The 24,167-nt window shown below is 65.8% G+C and carries 18 protein-coding genes and 1 pseudogene; 13 read left to right on the forward strand and 6 right to left on the reverse strand.

All coding sequences use genetic code 11. From position 1 onward, the window contains the following. Positions 1 to 1,222 (reverse strand): fumarate hydratase (locus LL06_RS18875; RefSeq protein ID WP_035530409.1); only part of this gene is annotated, 1,222 nt, incomplete at its 3' end. A 214-nt stretch (positions 1,223 to 1,436) separates the two neighbouring features. Here LL06_RS18875 and arsB point away from each other — a divergent pair. After that, complete coding sequence (arsB, locus tag LL06_RS18880) at positions 1,437 to 2,498, forward strand: ACR3 family arsenite efflux transporter (RefSeq protein WP_035530411.1); 1,062 nt, start codon at positions 1,437 to 1,439, stop codon at positions 2,496 to 2,498. 15 nt (positions 2,499 to 2,513) lie between these two features. Here the strand turns inward: arsB and LL06_RS18885 are convergent, their stop codons facing one another. Continuing rightward, on the reverse strand, positions 2,514 to 3,584 hold the full coding sequence (locus LL06_RS18885) for an HWE histidine kinase domain-containing protein (RefSeq protein WP_081964072.1): 1,071 nt from the start codon (positions 3,582 to 3,584) through the stop codon (positions 2,514 to 2,516). A gap of 128 nt (positions 3,585 to 3,712) precedes the next feature. Between LL06_RS18885 and LL06_RS26525 the strand changes: the two genes are divergently transcribed. Together LL06_RS26525 and LL06_RS18895 are read left to right on the forward strand one after the other, a co-directional pair. Continuing rightward, on the forward strand, positions 3,713 to 4,570 hold the full coding sequence (locus tag LL06_RS26525; protein ID WP_052161724.1) for an AraC family transcriptional regulator: 858 nt from the start codon (positions 3,713 to 3,715) through the stop codon (positions 4,568 to 4,570). 218 nt (positions 4,571 to 4,788) lie between these two features. Continuing rightward, the gene (locus LL06_RS18895; protein WP_052161725.1) at positions 4,789 to 6,669 is read left to right on the forward strand and encodes a L,D-transpeptidase family protein; all 1,881 of its coding nucleotides are present in this window, start codon (positions 4,789 to 4,791) and stop codon (positions 6,667 to 6,669) included. Positions 6,670 to 6,757: 88 nt separating this feature from the next. On the opposite strand, the gene LL06_RS28075 is transcribed toward LL06_RS18895, so the two are convergent. Then, positions 6,758 to 7,081, reverse strand: a complete 324-nt coding sequence (locus LL06_RS28075) for a helix-turn-helix domain-containing protein (protein ID WP_201772359.1) — start codon at positions 7,079 to 7,081, stop codon at positions 6,758 to 6,760. Beyond that, positions 7,057 to 7,488, reverse strand: a complete 432-nt coding sequence (locus LL06_RS28080; RefSeq protein ID WP_201772360.1) for a cyclic nucleotide-binding domain-containing protein — start codon at positions 7,486 to 7,488, stop codon at positions 7,057 to 7,059. The genes LL06_RS28075 and LL06_RS28080 overlap by 25 nt, the downstream gene beginning before the upstream one ends. A 251-nt stretch (positions 7,489 to 7,739) precedes the next feature. Between LL06_RS28080 and LL06_RS18905 the strand changes: the two genes are divergently transcribed. From LL06_RS18905 to LL06_RS18950, 10 genes and pseudogenes are all read left to right on the forward strand, one after another. Next, positions 7,740 to 8,222 carry a universal stress protein gene (locus LL06_RS18905; protein ID WP_035530419.1) on the forward strand — a complete coding sequence of 161 codons (483 nt, stop codon included), beginning with the start codon at positions 7,740 to 7,742 and terminating at the stop codon, positions 8,220 to 8,222. A 22-nt stretch (positions 8,223 to 8,244) separates the two neighbouring features. Then, entirely contained in the window at positions 8,245 to 9,891 is a 1,647-nt protein-coding gene (locus LL06_RS18910; RefSeq protein WP_035530421.1) for an MFS transporter, read from the forward strand. 107 nt (positions 9,892 to 9,998) lie between these two features. Then, positions 9,999 to 11,360: pseudogene (locus LL06_RS18915) on the forward strand (NarK family nitrate/nitrite MFS transporter); the annotation flags it as partial. 76 nt (positions 11,361 to 11,436) lie between these two features. Beyond that, positions 11,437 to 15,183: a nitrate reductase subunit alpha gene (locus tag LL06_RS18920; protein ID WP_035530425.1), complete on the forward strand. Its 3,747-nt coding sequence runs from the start codon at positions 11,437 to 11,439 to the stop codon at positions 15,181 to 15,183. Then, positions 15,180 to 16,703 carry a nitrate reductase subunit beta gene (gene narH, locus LL06_RS18925; RefSeq protein WP_035530427.1) on the forward strand — a complete coding sequence of 508 codons (1,524 nt, stop codon included), beginning with the start codon at positions 15,180 to 15,182 and terminating at the stop codon, positions 16,701 to 16,703. Before LL06_RS18920 ends, narH begins: the two co-directional genes overlap by 4 nt. Next, positions 16,700 to 17,392, forward strand: coding sequence for a nitrate reductase molybdenum cofactor assembly chaperone (gene narJ, locus LL06_RS18930; protein WP_035530429.1), 693 nt, complete (start codon positions 16,700 to 16,702; stop codon positions 17,390 to 17,392). The genes narH and narJ overlap by 4 nt, the downstream gene beginning before the upstream one ends. A gap of 18 nt (positions 17,393 to 17,410) precedes the next feature. Further along, a complete protein-coding gene (narI, locus tag LL06_RS18935; RefSeq protein WP_035530431.1) occupies positions 17,411 to 18,112 on the forward strand; it encodes a respiratory nitrate reductase subunit gamma in 702 nt (233 codons plus the stop codon). After that, positions 18,109 to 18,903, forward strand: coding sequence for a peptidylprolyl isomerase (locus tag LL06_RS18940; protein ID WP_035530433.1), 795 nt, complete (start codon positions 18,109 to 18,111; stop codon positions 18,901 to 18,903). The genes narI and LL06_RS18940 overlap by 4 nt, the downstream gene beginning before the upstream one ends. 105 nt (positions 18,904 to 19,008) lie before the next feature. Further along, complete coding sequence (locus LL06_RS18945; RefSeq protein ID WP_035530441.1) at positions 19,009 to 19,521, forward strand: DUF2478 domain-containing protein; 513 nt, start codon at positions 19,009 to 19,011, stop codon at positions 19,519 to 19,521. Positions 19,522 to 19,641: 120 nt separating this feature from the next. Next, entirely contained in the window at positions 19,642 to 20,574 is a 933-nt protein-coding gene (locus tag LL06_RS18950) for an L-lactate dehydrogenase (protein WP_035530435.1), read from the forward strand. A 9-nt stretch (positions 20,575 to 20,583) separates the two neighbouring features. On the opposite strand, the gene LL06_RS18955 is transcribed toward LL06_RS18950, so the two are convergent. Beyond that, positions 20,584 to 21,531 carry a hexose kinase gene (locus LL06_RS18955; protein ID WP_035530443.1) on the reverse strand — a complete coding sequence of 316 codons (948 nt, stop codon included), beginning with the start codon at positions 21,529 to 21,531 and terminating at the stop codon, positions 20,584 to 20,586. 61 nt (positions 21,532 to 21,592) lie between these two features. Continuing rightward, positions 21,593 to 23,983 (reverse strand): phosphoenolpyruvate synthase, encoded by a 2,391-nt coding sequence (ppsA, locus tag LL06_RS18960; protein WP_035530437.1) that lies wholly within the window; start codon positions 23,981 to 23,983, stop codon positions 21,593 to 21,595. Between the last annotated feature and the right edge of the window lie 184 nt (positions 23,984 to 24,167).

Consider the following 24,167-nt stretch of genomic DNA (forward strand, 5'->3'; position numbering starts at 1 on the left):
AGTATTCGGGCATCGGCTCGCCCGCCTCCAGCCGCGCCCGGATCTTGGCGTGCGCAAGGTCGCGCGCGACGATGATCGATCCGGTCAGCGACAGCTGCGTCTTGATCGGGTGCTTGGACAGTTCCGCCAGGATCTCGCTCATCGGCCGGTTGAGGTCGATCCTGACCACGTGCTCGGACAGCTTGGCCTCGTCGATGTCGGGCAGGAACTTAGACGGCTCGGTCTCGAGCTGTTCGAGGAAGATGCCGTCCTTCGTGATCTTCCCCTTGGCCTGGCGGTCGGCCGAGCAGGAGACGCCGAGCCCGATCGGCAGCGAAGCGCCGTGGCGCGGCAGACGGATGACGCGCACGTCGTGGCAGAAATACTTGCCGCCGAACTGGGCGCCGACGCCCATCTGCTGGGTGAGCTTGTGGACCTCCGCCTCCATCTCGAGGTCGCGGAAGGCGTGGCCCGAGTCGGACCCGCTGGTGGGCAGTTCGTCGAGATATTTGGTCGAGGCGAGCTTGACGGTCTTGAGGTTCATCTCCGCCGAGGTGCCGCCGATGACGATCGCCAGGTGGTAGGGCGGGCAGGCGGCGGTGCCGAGCGTCAGGATCTTTTCGCGCAGGAACTCGATCATCCGGTCGTGGGTCAGAAGCGAGGGCGTGCCCTGGTAGAGATAGGTCTTGTTGGCCGAGCCGCCGCCCTTGGCGACGAACAGGAAATCATAGCTGTCCTCGCCTTCCTCGTAGATGTCGATCTGGGCGGGAAGGTTGGTCTTGGTGTTCTTCTCCTCGAACATCGACAGCGGCGCCAGTTGCGAATAGCGCAGGTTGCGGCGCTGATAGGCGTCGAGCACGCCGCCGGCGAGCGCCTCGTAGTCGCCGCCCTCGGTCCAGACCCTGCGGCCCTTCTTGGCCATGATGATCGCGGTGCCGGTGTCCTGGCACATCGGCAGCACGCCGCCGGCGGCGATGTTGGCGTTCTTGAGCAGGTCGAGCGCCACGAAGCGGTCGTTCTCGGTGGCTTCCGGATCCTCGAGGATCGCCGCAAGCTGCTTGAGATGGGCGGGGCGGAGCAGATGGTTGATGTCGCCGAACGCCGCCTCGGCCAGGAGCCGCAGTCCGTCGGTCTCGACGGTCAGGATGTCCTGGCCGCGGAAGCTTTCGACGCCGACATGATTGCCGCTGAGCTTGCGCCACGGTGTCGTGTCGGGTCCAAGGGGGAAGAGATCGTTTGCCACGGGATGCCTTTCCGGTCGCCTGATGCCGCTGATTTGTGCCACGGGTCTTAGGATGAAGGCGGGCCGATTGCAATTGCGCCGAAGCGGGGAGTGTCGAGGTTCCGCTTGAATTCATCAAGACATCATGATTTATCGAAGCCGGCCCTCTGTCCGCCGCTGCGCCACGCATCGGCGCCGGCCAGGGGGAGGGCGCCCCGGTCAACAGGAGAACGGCATGTCGACTTTCGAACGGTACCTGACTGTCTGGGTGGCCCTGTGCATCGTTGCGGGCATCGCACTGGGCTATGTCTTCCCGTCCTTCTTCCAGGTGATCGGTTCGGCCGAAATCGCCAGCGTCAACCTGCCGGTGGCGGTGCTGATCTGGCTGATGATCATTCCGATGCTGGTCAAGATCGACTTCGGCTCGCTCCGGCAGGTGAGCGAGCATTGGCGCGGCATCTCGGTTACGCTGATCGTCAACTGGGCGATCAAGCCGTTCACCATGGCGGTGCTGGCCTGGGTGTTCATCGGCTGGCTGTTCGCGCCGCTGCTGCCTTCCGACCAGATCAACAGCTACATCGCCGGCCTGATCCTTCTGGGTGCTGCGCCCTGCACGGCCATGGTGTTCGTCTGGAGCAACCTGACCAGGGGAGACCCGCTGTTCACCCTGAGCCAGGTCACGGTCAACGATCTGGTGATGGTCTTCGCCTTCGCGCCGATCGTGGCGCTGCTGCTCGGGATTTCCGCGATCACAGTGCCCTGGCAGACGCTGATGCTGTCGGTGGCGCTCTACATCGTCGTGCCGGTGATCATCGCCCAGGTGCTGCGCGCCCGGGTGCTGTCCTCCGGCGGCGAAGCCGGTCTCGCGGCGCTGCTCGCCCGGCTGCAGCCGCTGTCGATCCTCGCGCTCTTGGCGACGCTGGTCGTGCTGTTCGCCTTCCAGGGTCAGGCGATTCTCGCCGCGCCGATGATCATCGTCCTGTTGTCGGTGCCGATCATCATCCAGACCTATCTGATCTTCGGCCTGGGCTATGTCGCCAACCGCGTGGTGGGCGAGACGCATGTCATAGCCGGCCCGTCGGCGCTGATCGGCGCCAGCAACTTCTTCGAACTCGCCGTCGCCGTGGCGATCAGCCTGTTCGGCTTCAATTCCGGCGCGGCGCTCGCCACCGTGGTGGGCGTCCTGATCGAGGTGCCGGTCATGCTCACGCTGGTGGCGGTGGTCAACCGCTCGAAGGGCTGGTACGAGGCCGCCCCCGCGCTCAGCCGCCGGAAAGAGGCCCGGTCGGAAGGATAGCCGCTTGCCGCGGCCTCAATAGCTGTCGAGAATCGACATCGGCTCGAAGGATATCTTCGCCGTCAGGCCGGCCGGATCGTAGGAAAGCTCGCAGCCGCCGCCCAGCGAGCGGCTCATCCGCTTCAACAGTTCGGTTCCGAAGCCGGAGCGGGTCGGCACGGCCGTCGACGGTCCCGCTCTTTCGGTCCAGATCAGGTTGAGCACGGCCTTGCCCCCGGCGGAAGGCGTGACGTCCCAGTCAAGCTTGATCACGCCCGACTGGTTGCTGAAGGCGCCGTGCTTGAGGGCATTGGTGGCCAGTTCATGCAGGATCAGGTTGAGCGGAATGAGCCCGTTCGAGCTGATGGTCACATCCGGTCCGTTGAGCGTGGTGCGGCGGGGGTCCGCCAGGCCGAGCGGCTCCAGCGCCGCAAGAATGGCCTTTCTCATCGACACCCGCTCGTCGCCGACCGCTCCGCGCAACAGGCCGATGGAGCCGCTCAGGGCGTTGATCCGCTGCCGTAGCTGGCTGGCCAGTTCCGCAGGGGTGGAAGCGTGTTTCTCCATCAGCGAAATCAGGCTGCTGACGGTGGCCATCAGGTTCTTGAGGCGATGGTCGACCTCCTTGGAGACGACCTGCTGGAGCTGCAGCGCCTCCGCCAGCGCTTCGCTGGCGCGAACCTGCGCGCCCAGGGCCTTGAGCGCGAGAAACAGCAGGCCGATGTCGGTGGCGATCACGAAGATGTAGAAGACCAGCGCCGTGGTGGCGCGCGGGTCGAGCGCGAAGCTGCCCGACGGTTCTATGAACCAGTACCAGGACGCCAGTCCCGACAGGATGCCCGCCGTCACGGCGGGAGTGATGCCCCAGATGAAGCCGGTGAGCACCACGGCGGGGAAGAAGGTGAGATAGGGGAAGCCCGGGGGCAGCATCGGGTCGAGAATGAAGCGCAGGCCCAGGGCCGCGGCGGCCATGATCACGGCGGCGACCTGACCGACAATCGCGGTCGACCGCGTGGCGCCATAGGCGGCGTTCCTGAAGGCGGGCAGGGCCAGCAACAACCGTCGCGCGCTTGTTTCTTCACGCGGTTTGTCTACTCTGTCATCCATGAGAACTCGACACTTTATGAAAGCGGGCGGACGTCGACTCGAAAAGAGCGTCTGAATAATTCGGCTGGAACCGCCGCGCTTTTAGCAATATTGTTCTATTTCGCGCAACATTTTTTTAGGCGATCCCCTTGAGCAGGCAACGGTTTGATCTGAGAAATTCGCAGGCCGAAGCGGCGCGCCGGGACCACGCATGGAGGGGCTTCTCGGTCGAGCATGTCGTCCCCGCCCGCGGCGACAGCTTCGCCTATGAATGGCAAAGCGATCAGCATTTCTGCGCGCTGCACGACATTGTGCTCGAGGACGGCGGCATCCGTGCCGGCAACGACCGGGAGAACCACCAGAAGGATCTCAGGGGCTCCCTGACCTATGTGCCCAAGGGGGCCGCGGTCGAAGGGTGGTCGGAACTTTCGAAGCGCTCCAACGCCTATGTCGCGATCTATTTCAGCCCGGATCAGTTACACGAGGAGCTCGATCAGCGGTTTGCGGATGATTGGCGGGTGCGGCTCTATTTCCGCGATCCCGACGTCGGCGCAAGCCTGCGCCGCTTCTCGGCGCTGCTCGCCCAGGAGGACTGCCTGGACGATCTGTTCGCGGAGACGCTGGGCCTCATGACGGTCCTGTCGCTGCAGAAGTCAAACCTCAGTCTGCTGTCGCGCAGGCACACGCTTCCCGGCCGGGCGCTGTCGGCGATCGTCGACTATGTCGAGGCGCATCTCGGTCAGCAGATCAGTCTGGACGATCTCGCCACGGTGGCCGGCCTGAGCCGGTTTCACTTCAACCGGGCCTTCAAGGCCACCACCGGCGAGAGCCCCTACCAGTATGTGCTCACCCGGCGCATCGAAGCGGCGCAGCGGCTGCTGTCGGACCGTTCGCTCAGCATCGAGCAGGTGGCGGCAGCCGTGGGCTTCCGCAATCCGTCCCATTTCCAGAAGGCCTTCCGGGCGCGAACCGGCGTCAATCCCTCCGACTTCGCCAAGTCCCTGTGACGCCGCATCGGCCGGCAGGGCGCCGCGGCTGAACCGGCGGGTTTCCTGGCGCCCAGGCCGGGTTAACCCTGGCCAGACCCATCGATCAGTTTTTCGTGATGAGGCGATGTCGCCCGCCGTTCTTTCCATTGAAGCCTTGATTTGTTAGGGTCCCGGCAACGGGTGATTTGACGAGACCGCGCGGGCTTCCGGGCCGCGCACAACATTCTGGGCTGGGCATGAACATTAAAATGCGGGCAGGCGTGGCGGCAATCGCCATTGCGGTGACTTTCACGGGCGTGATCGCGGCGCCGCCGCCGGTTCAGGCGCAGGGGCTGCTCGACGCGCTGTTCAAGCGCCCTGCCCAGCGGCAACGCGAGCAACTGGCCCGCGAACAGGCGCGGCAGCAAGCCGAGGCTGCCCCCCAGCCGGCCAAACCCGTCGCGCGCATTTCCGGCCCGACCTACCGGACCTACAAGCCCGACACGCTGGTCGCCATCGACTTCTCCAAGCTGTCCGATCCGATCACCACCGGGGCGGTCGGCGACCTGGGGCTTGCGCCGCTGGGGATCGATCCCTTCGCCGAAGGCCGCGCCGCGCTCGACACGCTGTCCGTGCGCGCGCTGCCCGAGGCCGCCAAGGCGCTGATCGAGCATTATTCGGCTCACCCCGACTATCTCTGGGTCGCCGGCTCCTCGGTGACCGACCGCGCCCGCGCGGTCGTGTCCGTGCTCGAGGACGCCGACGCCGTCGGACTGTCGGCCGCCGACTACAAGGTGGAGATCCCGGCCGATTCCTTCGACCTTACCAACGCCACCGAGCGCCAGAAGGAGCTGATGGCCTTCGAGATGAAGCTCACGGCGGCCGTGGCGAACTACATCGTCGACGCCACCCGCGGCCGGGTCGATCCCAACCGGATCTCCGGCTACCATGATTTCGCCCGCAAGAGCCCGGATCTCGTCGACAGGCTCGAAGCCCTGTCCAAGGCCGCCGATCCGGCCGAGGCGCTGCTGGCGCAGAACCCGCAGGGCGCGCATTTCGAGGCGCTCAAGGCGGAGCTCGCGCGCCTGCAGGACCTCGACGAGGGCGAGCGGGTCGAGATCGCCGAGAACGTGCTGATCAAGCCCGGCCAGTCCGACCCCGAACTCGCCAACGTGATGGCGGCAATCAAGCTCAAGGGCAGCGATGCGCTCAAGGTCGACAATGCACTGGTGCTGGCGAGCTACGCCGGCAAGCCCGACTATGACGACGAGATCGTGGCTTTGGTCGAGGGCTTCCAGAAGGAAGCGGGCCTCAAGCCCGACGGCGTGATCGGACCGGCGACGCGCCGCGCGCTGGTCGGCATCACCAGTGCCGACAAGATCGAGAAGGTGCGGCTCGCCATGGAGCGGGCGCGCTGGCTGCCGGGCGTGCTGGCCTCGCGCCGCGTCTTCATCAACCAGCCGGCCTACACCGCCACCTATTATGACGGCGGCAAGCCGGAACTGTCGATGCGGGTCGTGGTCGGCACCAAGGCCAACCAGACCTATTTCTTCGACGACCAGATCGAACTGGTCGAGTTCAACCCCTATTGGGGCGTGCCGCAGTCGATCATCATCAACGAGATGCTGCCCAAGCTGCGCGCCGACCCGTCCTATCTCGACCGGCTCGGCTACGAGGTGACGGCGAACGGCCAGGCCGTGTCCTCGAGCGCGATCAACTGGAACGCGGTGGGCAAGGGCAGCGGCATCGGCGTGCGCCAGCCGCCGAGCGACGGCAATGCGCTGGGCGAACTCAAGATCCTGTTCCCCAACAGCCACGCCATCTACATGCACGACACGCCGTCGAAATCGCTGTTCCAGCGCGACACGAGGGCCTTCAGCCATGGCTGCATCCGGCTCGAGGACCCGCGCGCCATGGCCGCCAAGGTGCTCGGCACCACGGTCGCCGAGATCGGCGGCCACATCGCCGGCGGGCAGAACAAGCAGGTCAACCTGTCGAGCAAGATCCCGGTCCATGTCGCCTATTTCACCGCCTGGCCGGACGAGACCGGCGCCGTCCAGTATTTCGACGACATCTATGGCCGCGACGACTATCTGCAGAAGGCGATCGCCGCCACGCAAGCCGAGCGGACTTCCTGACGCCCGGGCGCGGGCAGCCCGCGCTCGACCGCCTCCTCGGCTCACCGGCCGGCGAGGGGCCTGTCGCGGCCCGGCGCCGGAATGGCCTTCACATGCCGTGAAAGCCGGGCGCGGCGTGGCCCGCGATCATGTCGGGTCCGTCGATCAGGGCATCGGGGCCGGCGACCGATTCGAGCGCCTTCGCATTGGTGACGATGATGCGCATGCCGTCCATGGCCACGCCGTCGGGCTGCAGCGACTTGATGGCGCGCGAGAAGTTCTCGGGCGTCATGCCCAGAAGCGAGGCCAGCAGCCGCTTCTCCACCGGCAGCACGAAGCTCGCGCCGCCGGTCGTCTTTGACTGGCGATAGATATAGGCGGCGACCCGCTCCCTGGAATTGCGCAGCTTCAGGCTCTTGGCGTGCCGCACCACCGAACGGTAGCAATTGGCAAGCTCGGTGATCGTCGAGACCGGAATTCCGGATCGAGCCGGAAGGTGGCGCGCAGATCCTTGGCCGGGATCATGATGATGCGCGATTTCTCCACCGTGCGCGCCGACATCAGGTAGGGCGCGTCGCGGATGCAGGCGGCAAGGATGAAGGTCGACACCGGCCGGACCACCGCCATGGTGGTCTCGCGGTCGCGCCATCCCGAGAACAGCTCGACCGTGCCCTCCATCACGACGTGAAGGAAATCCGCCGGTTCGCCCTGGCGGATCAGTTCGAGCTGCGCCGGGAAGGCGTGCGCATAGGCCGCCTGCATCAGTGTTTCGAAGTTCTCCGGACTCATGTCCCGGAAGAGCGGCAGTTTCCGAATCTCCGGTTTGTCTTCTTCGCGCATGTCGTCTTCTCCCCGATCGCGACTTGCCGGATCTCAATTCCGATCCCTTCAATTGCTTGCACATGAATTGACAATTGTCACCTCCGCGTCTGACCTATTTGCTCTCCGCCGCTGATCGAAAGCAAATCCAGTTCGATTGATCGGCGAGAAGACGGGCCATTTGATCTTGATCAACAGGCCCGTCCATCCGCCATGGATTTTGTCCGCCAGCAGGTCTGCAAGCGCAGGCCGAAGGACGGAGATCACAGCCCATGCACCTCATGCTTGCCTATGACCATTCCCGCAATTCGCGGATCGCGCTCGACGCGGTGATCGGGATGTTCGGGGCTCTCAAGCCGACCGTCACCCTGATTTCGGTGATCGAGGACGTCGCCAGCGCCACCGCCGGCGCCGACGACATGTTCAACGAACAGTTCGCGGCGCAGAAGGCGGGGACGGAGGCCGCGGCGGCCGAGCTGAACGCGCATGGATTTGCCGCCAAGGTCATGCTCGCCGAGGGCGACGCCCGCAAGATGATCCTGCGCGCCACCGAGGAAAAGAAGCCGGACCTGCTGGTCATGGCCCGCCACAGCCACCAGCCGGACACCGGTCCGCTCGGCTTCTTCACCAAGCGCCTGGACGCGCTGGTCGAGGAGTTCGACCACATGACCTTCGGCTCCGTGTCGGCCTTCCTGGCGCGGCGGGTGAAATGCCCGCTTCTGATCATTCCCACCCATGCGCAGCCGCAAGGCTGAAACCTGATTCAAGGACGCTGCCATGCAAGTCTCCAGTCTCTTCCGGGTCCGCAACAAGGAAATCCAGGCGTTGCACCTGACCTGGATCGCCTTCTTCATCTGCTTTTACGTCTGGTTCAACATGGCCCCGCTGGCCTCGTCGATGCTGGCCTCGGCCGACTGGCTGACCCGCGACGACCTGCGCCTCTTCGCCATCGCCAACGTCGCGCTCACGATCCCCGCGCGCATCCTCGTCGGCATGGCGCTCGACAAATGGGGGCCGCGCCGGGTGTTCTCGGTGCTGATGGTGTCGATGGCCATCCCCACCTTCGTCTTCGCCTTCGGCGAGACGCGCGAGCAGCTCTTCGTCTCCCGCCTCGTGCTGTCCTCGGTCGGCGCCTCCTTCGTCGTCGGCATCCACATGACGGCCCTGTGGTTCAAGCCGCGCGACATCGGCTTTGCCGAAGGCTTCTACGCCGGCTGGGGCAATTTTGGCTCGGCCGCCGCGGCCATGACCATCCCGACGATCGCGCTGTTGATCTATGGCGGCCCGGACGGCTGGCGCTGGGCGATTGCCACCTCGGGCGCGGTCATGGGGCTCTACGGCGTGTTCTACTGGTTCGCCATCACCGACGGCCCGCACAAGGACAGCCACAAGAAGCCGCGCAAGGCCACGGCGCTCGAGGTGTCGAGCTGGCGCGACCTGGTGATGCTCTGCATCTTCACCGTGCCGATGGTCGGCGTGCTGTCGATCGTCGTCTACCGCCTGCAGCTCATGGGCTATGTCGACGGCATGACGGCGGCGATCTGCTACGGCGCCATCGCGGTGATCGTCGCCTATCAGGTCTGGCTCGCCATCAAGGTCAATGTGCCGATCCTGAAGAAGGGCATCCCCGAGGACGACCGCTATCCGTTCTCCTCGGTCGCCGCGCTGAACCTCACCTATTTCGCCAATTTCGGTGCCGAACTCGCCGTGGTCTCGATGCTGCCGATGTTCTTCCAGGAAACCTGGGGCCTGACGGCGGTGGCGGCGGGGATGATCGCCTCGACCTTCGCCTTCGTCAACCTGTTCGCCCGGCCGATGGGCGGCCTCGTCTCCGACCGCATGGGCAACCGCCGCTTCGTCATGCTCGCCTACATGTTCGGCATCGGCGTCGGCTTCGCGCTGATGGGCATGATGAACTCGAGCTGGCCGCTGGTCATCGCCGTCGCCATCACCATCGGCTGCTCCTTCTTCGTGCAGGGCGCCGAGGGCGCCACCTTCGGCATCATTCCCTCGATCAAGCGCCGGGTGACCGGGCAGATCGCGGGCATGGCCGGCGCCTACGGCAATGTCGGCGCCGTCGTCTACCTCTTCGTCTTCATGTTCGTCGACGCCTCGACCTTCTTCCTCATCATCTCGGCCGGCGCCTTCCTGAGCTGGGCGGTCTGCTGGATGTGGCTCAGGGAGCCCGAGGGCGGCTTCGACGAGGAATATGTCCTGTCCTCGGTCGATCACGCCATCGCCGCCGAGGCCCGGGTCAAGCGCGACGCCGAAGCCGAGATCACGCGCCTGTTCGCCGGCAGCCACAAGGTCGAGCTCGCCGAACGCGGCGCCGGCCTGACGCTGACCGCGCGGTTCCGGGACATGGACGAATTGCAGCGGGTGGTCGGCCGGCTGAGACAGGCGCCCGAAGCCAGCCAGAGCTGATCACCGCTCCGGCGGCCCGTCCGCCGGAACCCCCAACCCATTGACCGGAAGCGGAGCTTCCAGGTCCGACACAAGGAGAGACTGGAATGACCGCGATAACCTCAAGAGGGCCTGTGCTGACCGACTGGCGGCCCGAAGACAGCGAGTTCTGGAGCCGCAGCGGGCGCGCCATCGCCGGCCGCAACCTCTGGATCTCCATCCCCTGCCTGCTGCTGGCCTTCGTCATCTGGATGGTCTGGTCCGTGGTGGTGGCGCGGCTGCCCGCCATCGGCTTCAACTTCAACACCGGGCAGTTGTTCTGGCTCGCGGCGCTGCCGGGCCTGTCGGGCGCCACCCTGCGCATCTTCTATTCCTTCGTGGTGCCGATCTTCGGCGGCCGCCGCTGGACGGCGATCTCCACCGCCTCGCTGATCATTCCGGCGCTCGGCATCGGCTACGCCGTGCAGGACCCGACCACACCCTATTCGGTGTTCGTCATCCTGGCGCTGCTCTGCGGCTTCGGCGGCGGCAACTTCGCCTCCTCGATGGCCAACATCAATTACTTCTTCCCCAAGGCGCAGAAGGGCAACGCGCTGGCGCTCAATGCCGGCCTCGGCAATCTCGGCGTCTCGGTGGTGCAGTTCGTCGTGCCGCTGGTCATCACCACCAGCGTGTTCGGCGCCTATGGCGGCCAGTCGCAGACCATCAGCACCGGCGGCGAATTGTGGCTGCAGAACGCCGGCCTGTTCTGGGTGCCGTTCCTCATCGTCTTCACCATCGCCGCCTGGTTCGGCATGAACGACATCGCCGACGCCAAGGCCACGCTCAGCGACCAGATGTCCATTCTCAAGCGCAAGCACAACTGGATCATGTCGATCCTCTACACCGGCACCTTCGGCAGCTTCATCGGCTATTCCGCGGGCTTCCCGCTGCTGATGAAGACCCAGTTCCCCGAGGTCAACGCCTTGTCCTACGCCTTTCTCGGCCCGCTCGTCGGCGCCCTGTCGCGCTCGGGCACCGGCTGGATCTCCGACCGGTTCGGCGGCGGGCGGGTGACGCTGTGGGTCTTCGTCGGCATGATCGTGGCGGTGCTGGGCGTGCTCAACTTCCTGCCGCTCAACGGCGCGGACGGCAATTTCTGGGGCTTCTTCGCCTGCTTCATGGCGCTGTTCTTCCTCACCGGCGTGGGCAACGCCTCGACCTTCCAGATGATCCCGGTGATCATGCGCCAGCAGATCCCGCTGCTGATGCCCGAGCTCGACAAGGCCGCCAGCCTGAAGACCGCCGAGCGCGAAGCCAGCTCGATCATCGCCTTCACCTCCGCGATTGCCGCCTATGGCGCGTTCTTCATCCCCAAGTCCTACGGCACCTCGATCGCGCTGACGGGCGGCCCTGCCGCTGCGCTGTATGCCTTCGCGGCCTTCTACGCGCTCTGCGTGGCGCTGACCTGGTTCTACTACACCCGCCGCGGCACGGCGACCGCCTGCTGAGACGCAAGGCCCGACACAAGGCGCGGGCGGGCCGAGGCCGGCCCGTCCCTTCCCACCCAAAGCCGAGGATTCTTCAATGAGCCATCTGCTCGACAGACTTAACTTCTTCGCCACCAAGCGCGTCGACACCTTCTCCAATGGCCATGGCGAAACCACCATGGAAAGCCGCGACTGGGAAGACGTCTACCGCAACCGCTGGCGGCATGACAAAATCGTCCGCTCGACCCACGGGGTCAACTGCACCGGCTCCTGCTCCTGGAAGATCTACGTCAAGTCCGGCGTCGTCACCTGGGAGACGCAGCAGACCGACTATCCGCGCACCCGGCCGGAACTGCCCAATCACGAGCCGCGCGGCTGCGCCCGCGGCGCCAGCTATAGCTGGTATCTCTATTCCGCCAACCGGGTGAAGACGCCGCTGGTGCGCGCACGGCTGATGAAGATCTGGCGCCGGCTGCGCGAGACCCAGTCGGCGATCGAGGCCTGGACGACGATCCAGTCCGATCCCGCCTTGCGCGCCGACTATGTCACCAAGCGCGGCAAGGGCGGCTTCGTGCGCGCCTCCTGGGAGGAGGCGACCGAAATCACCGCCGCCGCCAATGCCTATACGGCGAAGAAATACGGCCCCGACCGCGTCTTCGGCTTCTCGCCGATCCCGGCCATGTCGATGGTCTCCTATGCGGCCGGCTCGCGCTACCTCAGCCTGCTCGGCGGCACCTGCATGTCTTTCTACGACTGGTACTGCGACCTGCCGCCGGCCTCGCCGCAGACCTGGGGCGAGCAGACCGACGTGCCGGAATCGGCCGACTGGTACAATGCCGGCTTCCTCATCCTGTGGGGCTCGAACGTGCCGCAGACGCGCACGCCCGACGCCCATTTCTACACCGAGGCGCGCTACCGCGGCACCAAGTCCGCCGTCATCTGCCCGGACTATTCGGAAGCCTCGAAATTCTCCGACATCTGGCTCAACGCCAAGCAAGGCACCGACGCCGCACTCGGCATGGCCTTCGGCCACGTCATCCTCAGGGAATTCCATCTCGATCGCCAGGCCGAGTATTTCGAGGATTATTGCCGCAAATATTCCGACATGCCGATGCTGGTGCAGCTCGACAAGCGCGGCGGCTCCTACATCCCGGGCCGGCAGCTCCGCGCGGCCGATTTCGCCAGGAATCTCGGCCAGGACAACAATCCGGACTGGAAGACCGTCGGCATCGACGAGGCCACCGGCGACGTTGTGGTGCCGAACGGCTCGATCGGCTTCCGCTGGGGCGAGAACGGCAACTGGAACCTCGAGGAAAAGGCCGCAGGCGCGCCCGTCAAGCTGCGCATGAGCCAGATCCTCGACACCGATCACGACGCGGTCGTGGGCGTCGAGTTTCCCTATTTCGGCGGCGCCGCCACCAACGGCTTCGAGGTTTGCGACCATCCCGATGTGCTCACGCGCAACGTGCCGGCCCGCAAGATCAAGCTCGCCAACGGCAAGACCGCGTGGGTGGCCACGGTGTTCGACCTGTTCTGCGCCAACTACAGCCTCGACCGCGGCCTGGGCGGCGGCAATGTCGCCAGGTCCTACGATGACGACGTGCCGTTCACACCGGCCTGGGCCGAGAAGATCACCGGCGTCCGCCGCGACAAGATCATCCAGGTGGCGCGCGAATTCGCGAGCAATGCCGAGAAGACCAACGGCAAGTCGATGGTCATCATCGGGGCTGCGATGAACCACTGGTACCACATGGACATGAACTACCGCGCCGTCATCAACATGCTGGTGATGTGCGGCTGCGTCGGCCAGTCCGGCGGCGGCTGGGCGCATTATGTCGGCCAGGAGAAGCTCCGGCCGCAGACCGGCTGGGCGCCGCTGGCCTTCGCGCTCGACTGGGCGCGTCCGCCGCGGCACATGAACTCGACCTCCGCCTGGTACGCGCACTCCAACCAGTGGCGCTACGAGACCGTGACGGCGGCCGAGATCCTGTCGCCGACAGCGCCCGAAGGCGACTGGAAGACGCTCAGCCTGATCGACTACAACATCCGCGCCGAGCGCATGGGCTGGCTGCCGTCGGCGCCGCAGCTCAAGACCAATCCGCTCGAGGTCGGCCGCGCCGCCAAGGCATCGGGCCAGGAGGTGGCGGCCTATGTCGCCGAGCGTCTCAAATCGGGCGAACTTGAAATGAGCTGCCAGGACCCGGACGCGCCGGAAAACTGGCCGCGCAACCTGTTCATCTGGCGCTCCAACCTGCTCGGCTCCTCGGGTAAGGGGCACGAGTATTTCCTCAAGCACCTCTTGGGCACCGATCACGGCATCCAGGGCAAGGACCTCGGCCAGGAAGGCCGCCAGAAGCCGGTCGAAGCCAGGTGGCACGAGGAGGCGCCGGAAGGCAAACTCGACCTCCTGGTCACCATCGACTTCCGCATGTCGACCACGGCGGTCTATTCCGACATCGTGCTGCCCACGGCGAGCTGGTACGAGAAGGACGACATGAACACGTCCGACATGCACCCGTTCATCCACCCGCTGCAGGCGGCGGTGGACCCGGCCTACGAGAGCAAGACGGACTGGGAGATCTTCAAGGCGATCGCCAGGAAATTCTCCGAGATCTCGCCCGAAATCCTCGGCGTGGAGACCGATGTGGTGCAACTGGCGCTGCATCACGACACGCCGTCGGAACTGGCGCAGCCGGAGGTGCTCGACTGGAAGCTCGGCGAATGCGACCTGATCCCGGGCAAGACGGCGCCCGGCTACATCGCGGTCGAACGGGATTATCCCAATCTCTACAAGCGCTTCACCTCGCTCGGGCCGCTGATGGACAAGGTCGGCAATGGCGGCAAGGGGATCACCTGGGACACCAAGACCGAGGTGCATCACCTGAAGGCGCTCAACGGCACCGTGACGGAGGAGGGCGCCTCCCACGGGCTGGCCCGGATCGACACCGCCATCGACGCCTGCGAGGTCATCCTGATGCTGGCGCCCGAAACCAATGGCGAGGTCGCGGTCAAGGCCTGGGATGCGCTCGGCAAGCACACCGGCATCGACCACCGGCACCTGGCCGAGGCCAAGCAGGACGAGAAGATCCGCTTCCGCGACATCGCCGCGCAGCCGCGCAAGATCATCTCGTCGCCGACCTGGTCGGGGATCGAGAGCGAGGAGGTCTGCTACAATGCCGGCTGGACCAATGTGCATGAGCTGATCCCCTGGCGCACCGTCTCGGGCCGCCAGCAGCTCTATCAGGACCACAAGTGGATGCAGGCCTTCGGCGAGTTCTTCGTCACCTGGCGCCCGCCGGTGGACCTCAAGACCGTCGGGCCGGAGATCAACATCTCCGATCGGGACAACGAGCCGCATGTGGTGCTCAACTTCATCACGCCGCACCAGAAATGGGGCATCCACTCCACCTATTCAGACAATCTGATGATGCTGACGCTCAACCGCGGCGGCCCGGTGGTGTGGATTTCCGAGGTCGACGCCCGCAAGGCCGGGCTCGTCGATAATGACTGGGTCGAGGTCTACAACGCCAACGGCGTGCTGACGGCGCGGGCGGTGGTGAGCCAGCGGATCAAGGAAGGCACGCTGTTCATGTACCACGCCCAGGAAAAGATCGTGAACACGCCGGGATCGCAGATCACCGGCAAACGCGGCGGCATCCACAATTCGGTGACCCGCACCACGCTCAAGCCGACGCACATGATCGGCGGCTACGCGCAGCTCTCCTACGGGTTCAACTACTACGGAACCGTGGGCTCCAATCGCGATGAGTTCGTCATCGTCCGCAAAATGACAAAGGTCGACTGGCTGGATCGCCCGGCCGCCCAAGTGGAGGCAGCAGAATGAAAGTCCGCGCACAAATCGGCATGGTGCTCAATCTCGACAAATGCATCGGGTGCCACACCTGTTCCGTCACCTGCAAGAATGTCTGGACCAGCCGCGAGGGCGTCGAATACGCCTGGTTCAACAATGTCGAGACCAAGCCCGGCATCGGCTATCCGAAGGACTGGGAGAACCAGAAGCGCTGGAACGGCGGCTGGACCCGGTCGGCCTCCGGCAGGCTGCAGCCCAAGCAGGGCGGCAAGTGGCGGATCCTCGCCAATATCTTCGCCAATCCGGACCTTCCGGAGATCGACGATTTCTACGAGCCGTTCGATTTCGACTATGACCATCTCAAGTCCGCGCCCGAGATGGAGGCGTTCCCGACCGCGCGGCCGCGCTCGAAGATCTCCGGCAAGCGCATGGAAAAGATCGAATGGGGTCCGAACTGGGAGGAAATCCTCGGCGGCGAATTCGCCAAGCGCAGCCAGGACCAGAATTTCGAGGGCATCGAGAAGGAAATCTACGGCGAATACGAAAACACCTTCATGATGTATCTGCCGCGGCTGTGCGAGCACTGCCTCAACCCGGCCTGCGTCGCCTCCTGCCCCTCGGGCGCGATCTACAAGCGCGAGGACGACGGCGTCGTGCTGATCGACCAGGAGAAATGCCGCGGCTGGCGCATGTGCGTGTCGGGCTGCCCCTACAAGAAGATCTACTACAACTGGGAAAGCGGCAAATCGGAGAAATGCACGCTGTGCTATCCGCGGCTCGAATCGGGCCAGCCGACGGTGTGTTCGGAAACCTGCGTCGGCCGCATCCGCTATCTCGGCGTCATGCTCTATGACGCCGACAAGATCTCGCAAGCCGCGGCGACCGAGAACGAGAAGGATCTCTACGACGCCCAGCTCGGCGTCTTCCTCGATCCCAACGATCCCGAGGTGATCAGCGCTGCCCGTGCGGAGGGCATTCCCGAGGACTGGATCCGGGGCGCGCAGAAATCGCCGGTGTGGAAGATGGCGATGGAGTGGAAGATCGCCTTTCCGCTGCATCCCGAATACCGCACCCTGCCGATGGTCTGGTACGTGCCGCCGCTGTCGCCGATCCAGAACGCGGCGGAAGCCGGCGCCATCGCCTCCGTCGACAACATGCCGGACGTCCGCTCGCTCCGGATCCCGGTGCGCTATCTCGCCAACATGCTGACCGCCGGCGACGAGCCGCCGGTGATCGCGGCGCTGGAGCGGATGATGGCGATGCGCGCCTACATGCGCTCCAAGACCGTCGACGGCGTGATCAATCTCGGCGTGGCCAACCGCGTCGGCCTGACGCCCCAGCAGATCGACGAGATGTACCAGTTGATGGCGATCGCCAATTACGAGGACCGTTTCGTCATCCCGACGACGCATCGGGAGCTGGTCGAGGACGCCTACGACCTCAAGAGCGGATGCGGCTTCACCGACGGCAATGGCTGCTCGTCGGGCGTGTCCAAGGGCAAATTGTTCGGCGGCGGCAAGAGCTTCCGCTCCCCCACGGAGTTCCTGTCATGATCCGCACCTTCAAGGCGCTTTCGGCGCTGCTGAGCTATCCCTCCACCGATCTGCAGGAGGCGATCTCCGACATCCGCGAGATCCTCGCCTTCGAACGGATCCTGCCGGTCGCGGCGGTGGTGGCGCTGGAGCCGCTGCTCACCGAATTCCAGACCGGTGACATCTTCGACCTGCAGGAGCGCTACGTGCTCTTGTTCGACCGGTCGCGGACGCTGTCGCTTAACCTGTTCGAGCACATCCATGGCGAGGGCAGGGACCGCGGCGGGGCGATGGTCGACCTGCTCGAGACCTACCGGGCGCACGGCTTCGACCTGGTCGCGACCGAACTGCCCGACCACCTGCCGGTGCTGCTCGAGTTCATCTCGACGCTGCCGCTCGGCGAGGCGCGCGAGATGCTCATTGACGCCGGCCACATCATCGCGGCGCTGGCCGAACGGCTGACCCGGCGGGAGACGCCCTATGCCGCGGTGCTCGCCGCTCTGTCGGACTTCGCCCAGGCGTCGCCCGACACCGAGGAGGCGCAGGTGCTGATCTCGGAGAAGGACGACGACCCCGAGGATCTCGACGCGCTCGACGCGGTCTATGAAGAGGCCATGGTCACCTTCGGACCCGACCCGAACGCCGGCTGCCCGGTCAGCCGCGACATTCTTGCCCGCATGGACGCGCCGCTCCGGCCGGCGACCGCCTGACACGAAAGGACGTGCATCATGGACTATTTTCTTTTCGGAGTGCTTCCCTATCTGGCGCTCACCGTGCTGGTGGTCGGCTCCATCGCGCGCTACGAGCGCGATCCCTTCACCTGGAAATCCTCATCGAGCCAGCTTCTGCGCCGCAAGCAACTGGTCTGGGGCTCGGTGCTGTTCCACGTCGGCGTGCTGATTGTGTTCTTCGGTCACCTGGTCGGCATGCTGACGCCGGTCGAGGTCTTCCATGCGCTCGGCATGAGCTACGGCTTCAAGCAGGTGCTGGCCATCGTCGTCGGCGGCGTGGCCGGGGCCATGGCTCTGGCCGGCGGCGCCATGCTGTTGCACCGGCGGCTGTTCGACGACCGGATCCGCGCCAATTCCTCCTTCGCCGACACCGGCATCCTGGTGTTGCTCGTGGCCCAGCTAGTGCTCGGCATGGGCACGATCCTGGCCTCGATCCAGCATCTGGACGGCGGCGAGATGGTCAAGTTCATGGGTTGGGCGCGCGGGATCTTCACGTTGCAGGCGGGCGCCTGGGAACTGGTGGCCGACGTGCACTGGATCTACAAGCTGCACATCCTGCTCGGGTTGACGATCTTCCTCCTGTTCCCGTTCACAAGGCTGGTGCACATGTTCTCGGTGCCGGTGCGCTATGTCCTGCGCCCGGGCTACCAGATCGTCCGCACCCGCAAGCACAAGACAGTCCTGGAGCAAAGGCCATGAAACAGACCTTCACCGACATCTCCGTCAATGGCGAGGCCATCTCGCCCGAACTGATCGCCACCGAGGCGCAGAACCATCCCGCGCCCAAGGGCAAGCCAGGCATGGCCTGGATGGCGGCGGCGCGGGCGCTGGCGGTGCGCGCGCTGATCCTGCAGGAGGCCGCGCGGCGCGGCCTTGCCGCCGTGCCGGCGGAACTCGCGCCGGGGCTGTGGGAAACCGACGATGACGCGCTCGTCCGCCAGGTCCTCGACGAGGCGGTCACGCCCGAAGCGCCGACGCCCGCTGCGGTGCGCGCCGCCTATGACGCCAACCCGGAGCGCCACCGCGCGCCGGCGCTCTACGAGGCGGCGCATATCCTGTTCGCCGCCCGGCCCGACGACGTGGTGGCGCGCAAGATCGCCAGGGACCAGGCCGCGGCCGTGCTCGCCAAGGTGAAGGTCGAACCCAAGGCGTTCGACGCACTGGCGCGGGACCATTCGGCCTGCGCCTCGCGCGCCAATGGCGGCAGGCTCGGGCAGATCTCGACAGGCGACACGGTGGCCGAGTTCGAGGCGGCGCTCGCTACTCTCGCCCCGGGCGAGATCGCGGCCGCGCCGGTGGAGAGCCGCTACGGCTTCCACATCATAAGGCTCGACGCCAGCGCCCCGGGCGAGATCCTGCCGTTCGAGGCGGTGGAGACCGCGCTGCGGGTGGCGCTCGAGAAGGCCGCCTGGGTGCGCGCCAGCCGCGCCTTCGTCGATGGCCTGGCCAGCCAGGCCGAGGTCACCGGCATCGCGCTCAGGGCGGCGTGAGCCGTTCCATTCTTTCCCGTCGCGGCGTCAATTCGCCGCGATCGGGGCTTTGATTTCCGCCGGTTGCGGGCGTAATCTGGCCCCGGAACATCAGGAGCATTGATCATGGCATTGGCATTTGTCAGAACCACCGAGCGCGGCTTGACCGACCGGTTGTTATGGACGTTTTCGGACCGTCTGCAGGCCGGCGGCTTCCGGCTGGCGGGCGTGGTGCAAACCAATTCCGACCGGCCCGGCTCGCGCCACTGCGACATGGACGTGCGGGTGCTGCCCGATGGCCCGGTGATCCGCATCAACCAGGTGCTCGGCGAGGAATCGCGCGGCTGCCGGCTCGATCCGGCGGCGCTCGAAGAAGCCGTGGCGCTGGTCGAGGTGGCGCTCGATCCCGCTCCCGACCTGCTGATCATCAACAAGTTCGGCAAGCACGAAGCCGAGGGCAGGGGCTTCCGGCCGCTGATTGGCGAGGCGCTGGCGCGCGACATCCCGGTGCTGGTGGGCGTCAACGCGCTCAACCAGGCGGCGTTCGAGGCCTTCGCGGGCGACTATGCCGAGGAACTCGCGCCCGATGCGGCACACCTGTCCGCCTGGTTCGAGCAGTTGCGGCTGAAGGCCGCCTGACGCCTGCCCGACGCCTCGCGAAGGGTGTTTGATCTTGGTCACGGTGGCGTGCAATTGTCTCTGCTACACCGATGCGCGGCCTCTGGGGTCGAAAATCGTCTCTAGCCGGAGCAGGATCACATGAAAGTCGGAATCGTTGGAACCGGAATGGTCGGAAGTGCGGCAGGCTATGCCATGGCGCTCCTGGGCGTGGGCACGGAGATCGTGCTGGTCGACGCCAATCCGGCGCTGGCGCTGGCCCAGGCGCAGGACATCGCCCACGCCACGCCGTTTGCCAAGACGGTGGCCATCCGCGCCGGCAGCTATGCCGATCTCAGGGACGCGGCGGTGGTGATCATCGCCGCGGGCGTCAGCCAGAAGCCCGGCGAAAGCCGGCTGGCGCTGCTCGAGCGCAATGTCGAAGTCTTCAGGAGCGTCATCGGCGGCGTCATGCAGGCCGCGCCCGGCGCGATCCTCCTGATCGCCACCAACCCTCTCGACGTGATGACGTTTGCCGCCCAGCGCATCTCCGGCCTGCCGCCCGAGCGGGTGATCGGCTCGGGCACCATTCTCGACACCGCGCGGCTCCGGAGCCTGCTCGGCGATCATTTGGGCATCGCGCCCACCTCGATCCATGCCTATGTGCTGGGCGAGCATGGCGACAGCGAGGTGCCGGTCTGGTCGAGCGCCATGGCGGGCAGCGTGCCGATCGTCTCCTTCGCCGCGCAGATCGGCCGGCCGCTCGACCAGGCGGCGCGGACATCGATCGCCGATCAGGTCCGCGGCGCCGCCTACACCATCATCGAAGGCAAGGGCGCCACCTGGTACGGCATCGGCGCGGGGCTTGCCCGCATCGTTCGCGCCATCATCGGCGACGAGCGCGCGGTGCTGTCGGTCTCCCAGGTCAACGCCGATATCGAAGGCGTCAAGGACGTGCCGCTGTCGCTGCCACGCATCGTCGGCCGCTCCGGCGTCATCGCCAATTTGATGCCGGACCTCGACGCCGACGAGCGCGCGGCGCTCAAACGCAGCGCCGAGGTGATCGCCGGGTTTTCGTCGAAACTGGGGTTCTGAAGCCCGCCCTCAAATCTCAGCCGTCACCACCCGCTCCAGAATCTCGTCCGCCGTCTGCTTCGAGCACAATTGCGTGGCAGGCGTCATGACGGCGGATCCGGCAGCGGCGACGCCGTGGCGGACGGCGTCGCGGAAGCTGTTGCCGGCTGCGAGCTGCAGGGCGATGGCCGCGACCATACTGTCACCGGCGCCCACCGCGCTCAGGGTCTTGATCAGCGGCGGCTGGCAGAAGAAGCGGTCTTCGGCCGAGACGCCGACGGTGCCCTTCGAGCCGATCGACATCACCAGTTTCTCGGCAGCGCCGCTCGCAATCAGCTGCAGGCCGTAATCGGCCAGGTCGGCGGGCGTGGCGAAGCTGCGGCCGGAGACCTCGGCCGCTTCCGCGCCGTCCATCCGGAGCAGCGCAAAGGGCGGGCCCGAGTTGCCTGCGGCGCTGACCAGCGCCTCGCCAGACGTATCGAGGATCATGCTGGCGCCGTTCTCGATCGCCAGCCTGTTGATGGTGTTGCCGATATCGGCGGGCACGCCGGCGGGCACGCTGCCCGACATCACCACGAGGCGGCCTTGGGTCAGATGCGGCCTGAGCGCGGCCAGCAGCGCGTCGGTCTGCTCCGGCGGCCATGCCGGTCCGGGCAGCTGGAACCGGTACTGCTTGCCGGTCGAGGTCTCGACCACGGCCATCGACTGTCGGGTGTTGCCCGCCACCGGGAAATGGATCGGCTCGATGCCCTCGGCCTTGAGCATGGACAGCGCCATGAGGCCGGTTTCGCCGCCGAAGGCGACAAAGGCCTCCGACTGGCCGCCAAGCCGCAGGATGGCGCGGCTGACATTGACGCCGCCGCCGCCGGGATCGTAGCGCGGCTCGTCGCAGCGCAGTTTGGCACCAGGCACCACCGCGTCGACCGAGGTCGCCACGTCGAGGGCAGGGTTCAGGGTGATGGTCAGAATCTCAAACATGGCGCGGACCATCACACAAGGTGCAGGACGGTTTCAATCGGTTTGAACGGAATTCGGCGGATTATTTTCCGCCGCTTTCCGCCTCCGCCACATTGTGCTTGACGGCCACGAAACTGTCGGGCGTCACCGAGATGGTGTCGATGCCGGCGCGCACCAGGATCCTGGCGAAAGCCGGGTCGTTGGAGGGCGCCTGGCCGCACAGCCCGACCTTGGCGCCGGCTTCGTGGGCGCGCGCGATCAGCGTCTCGATCATCCAGACCACCGCCGGATCGTCCTCGCGGAAGATGCCCGCCAATTCGCCCGAATCGCGGTCGACGCCCAGCGTGAGCTGGGTGAGATCGTTCGAGCCGATCGAGAAGCCGTCGAAGCGGCTGGCGAATTCCGCGGCGCGGATGACGTTGGACGGGATCTCGCCCATGACATAGACCTCGAGCCCGTTCTCGCCGCGGCTGAGCCCGTTCTCGGCCATCACGGCCAGCACCTTGTCGGCCTCCTCCGGCGAGCGGCAGAACGGGATCATGACCACGACATTGTCGAAGCCCATCTCCTCGCGCAACATCTTGATGGCGCGGCATTCGAGCGCGAACCCATCGCGATAGGCATCGGAATAATATCGCGAGGCGCCGCGGAACCCGATCATCGGGTTCTCCTCATCGGGCTCGAAGGCGCGGCCGCCCAGCAGCTCGGCGTATTCATTGGTCTTGAAGTCGCTCATCCGCACGATCACCGGCTTGGGATAGACGACGGCGGCGATGCGCGACAGGCCGCGCGCCAGCGTCTCGACGAAATAGTCGCCCTTGTTGGCGTAGCGCCTGGTCAGATGGGCGATCTTTTCCTTGGCGTCCTCGTCCTTGAGCGTGTCGAAATTCACGAGCGCCATCGGGTGGACCTTCACGGCCGAATTGACCACGAACTCCATCCGCGCCAGGCCCACGCCGTCGGCGGGCAGCCGCCACCAGCGGAACGCCGCCGACGGGTCGGCGAGATTGAGCATGATGCGGGTCCTGGTTTTGGGCAGGTCGTCGAGGCGGACGTCGGTGACCTGATAATCGGCGATGCCCTCGTAGACCACGCCTTCCTCGCCGCCGGCGCAGGAGATGGTCACTTCCTGCTGGTCGTGCAGGATCTCGGTGGCGTTGCCGGTACCGACGATGGCGGGCAGGCCCAGTTCGCGGCTGACGATGGCCGCGTGCGAGGTGCGCCCGCCATGGTCGGTGACGATCGCCGTGGCGCGCTTCATGATCGGCACCCAGTCGGGGTCGGTGGTCGAGGTGACCAGGATCGAGCCGTCGACGAACTTGTCGATGTCCTTGGCATTGTCGATCAGGCAGACTTTTCCGGCGCGGACCGCCGCGCCGACGCTGAGCCCCGTGAGCAGGGTCTTGCCGGTCTTGCCGATGGTGTAGCTCTTGAGCGCGCTGACATCGATGCGCGACTGCACGGTTTCCGGCCGCGCCTGGACGATGTAGAGCTTGCCGGTCTCGCCGTCCTTGGCCCATTCCATGTCCATCGGCTGGCCGTAATGCTCTTCGATGATGGCGGCCTGGCGGGCGAGCGTGAGGATTTCCTCGTCGGACAGCACATAGGCCTGGCGCTCGGCCTTGGACGTCGGCACGTTCTTCGTCTCGCCGCCGGCCGCGCCCGCATAGATCATCTTGATCTCCTTGGCGCCGCAGGTCTTCTCGACGATCGGCTTGAGGCCGGGCTTGCCCAGCAGCGGCTTGAACACCTCGTATTCGTCCGGCGTGACCGCGCCCTGGACCACGTTCTCACCCAGCCCCCAGGCGGCGTTGATCAGCACCACCTTGTCGAAGCCCGATTCGGTGTCGATCGAGAACATCACCCCCGAACCGCCGATGTCGGAGCGCACCATGAGCTGCACGCCGATCGACAGCGCCACCTGGTTGTGGTCGAAGCCCTGGATCTTGCGGTAGGTGATGGCCCGGTCGGTGAACAGCGAGGCGTAGCAGCGCCGGCAGGTCGACAAGAGCGCCGCCTCGCCGCGGACGTTGAGAAAGGTCTCCTGCTGACCGGCGAAGCTCGCGTCAGGCAGATCCTCGGCGGTGGCCGAGGAACGGACGGCGACCGAAAGCTCGGCATGGCCGGTGCGCTGGGAAAGCTCGCGATAGGCGGCGACGATCGCCGCGCTGATGTCCTCGGGGAAATCGCCCGCGACAATGGCGGCGCGGACGGCCTTGCCGGTTTCGGCGAGCGTCCGCTTGCCGCTGTCGAGCATGGTCATCGCGTCGGCGATGACATCGTTGAGATGGTTGGCCTTGATGAAGGCGCGGAAGGCGTCGGCGGTGGTGGCGAAGCCGGGCGGCACGTCGATGCCCTTCTGTCCGAGCTGCTGGACCATTTCGCCCAGCGACGAGTTCTTGCCGCCCACCAGGCCGACATCGCCGCGCGAGAGATCTTCAAACCAGATGACGTTCTTGTTGGCTGCGGACATGGGGCTCTCCAAAGACATGGCGTGACACTTCGAAATGAAGCGCCACTATAGGAAGCGCGCTCCCGGTCGCCTTGATGTGCGTCAAGGACACCGATGATGCGACAAGGCCGCCGGAGGGTGTCCGGCGGCCTTGCTGTGTCACGTTAGTTTCAGGAAGCGGTCAGAATTCGCTCCAGGCTTCCTG

It is taken from the genome of Hoeflea sp. BAL378 (assembly GCF_000759435.1).
GTDB lineage: Bacteria > Pseudomonadota > Alphaproteobacteria > Rhizobiales > Rhizobiaceae > Hoeflea.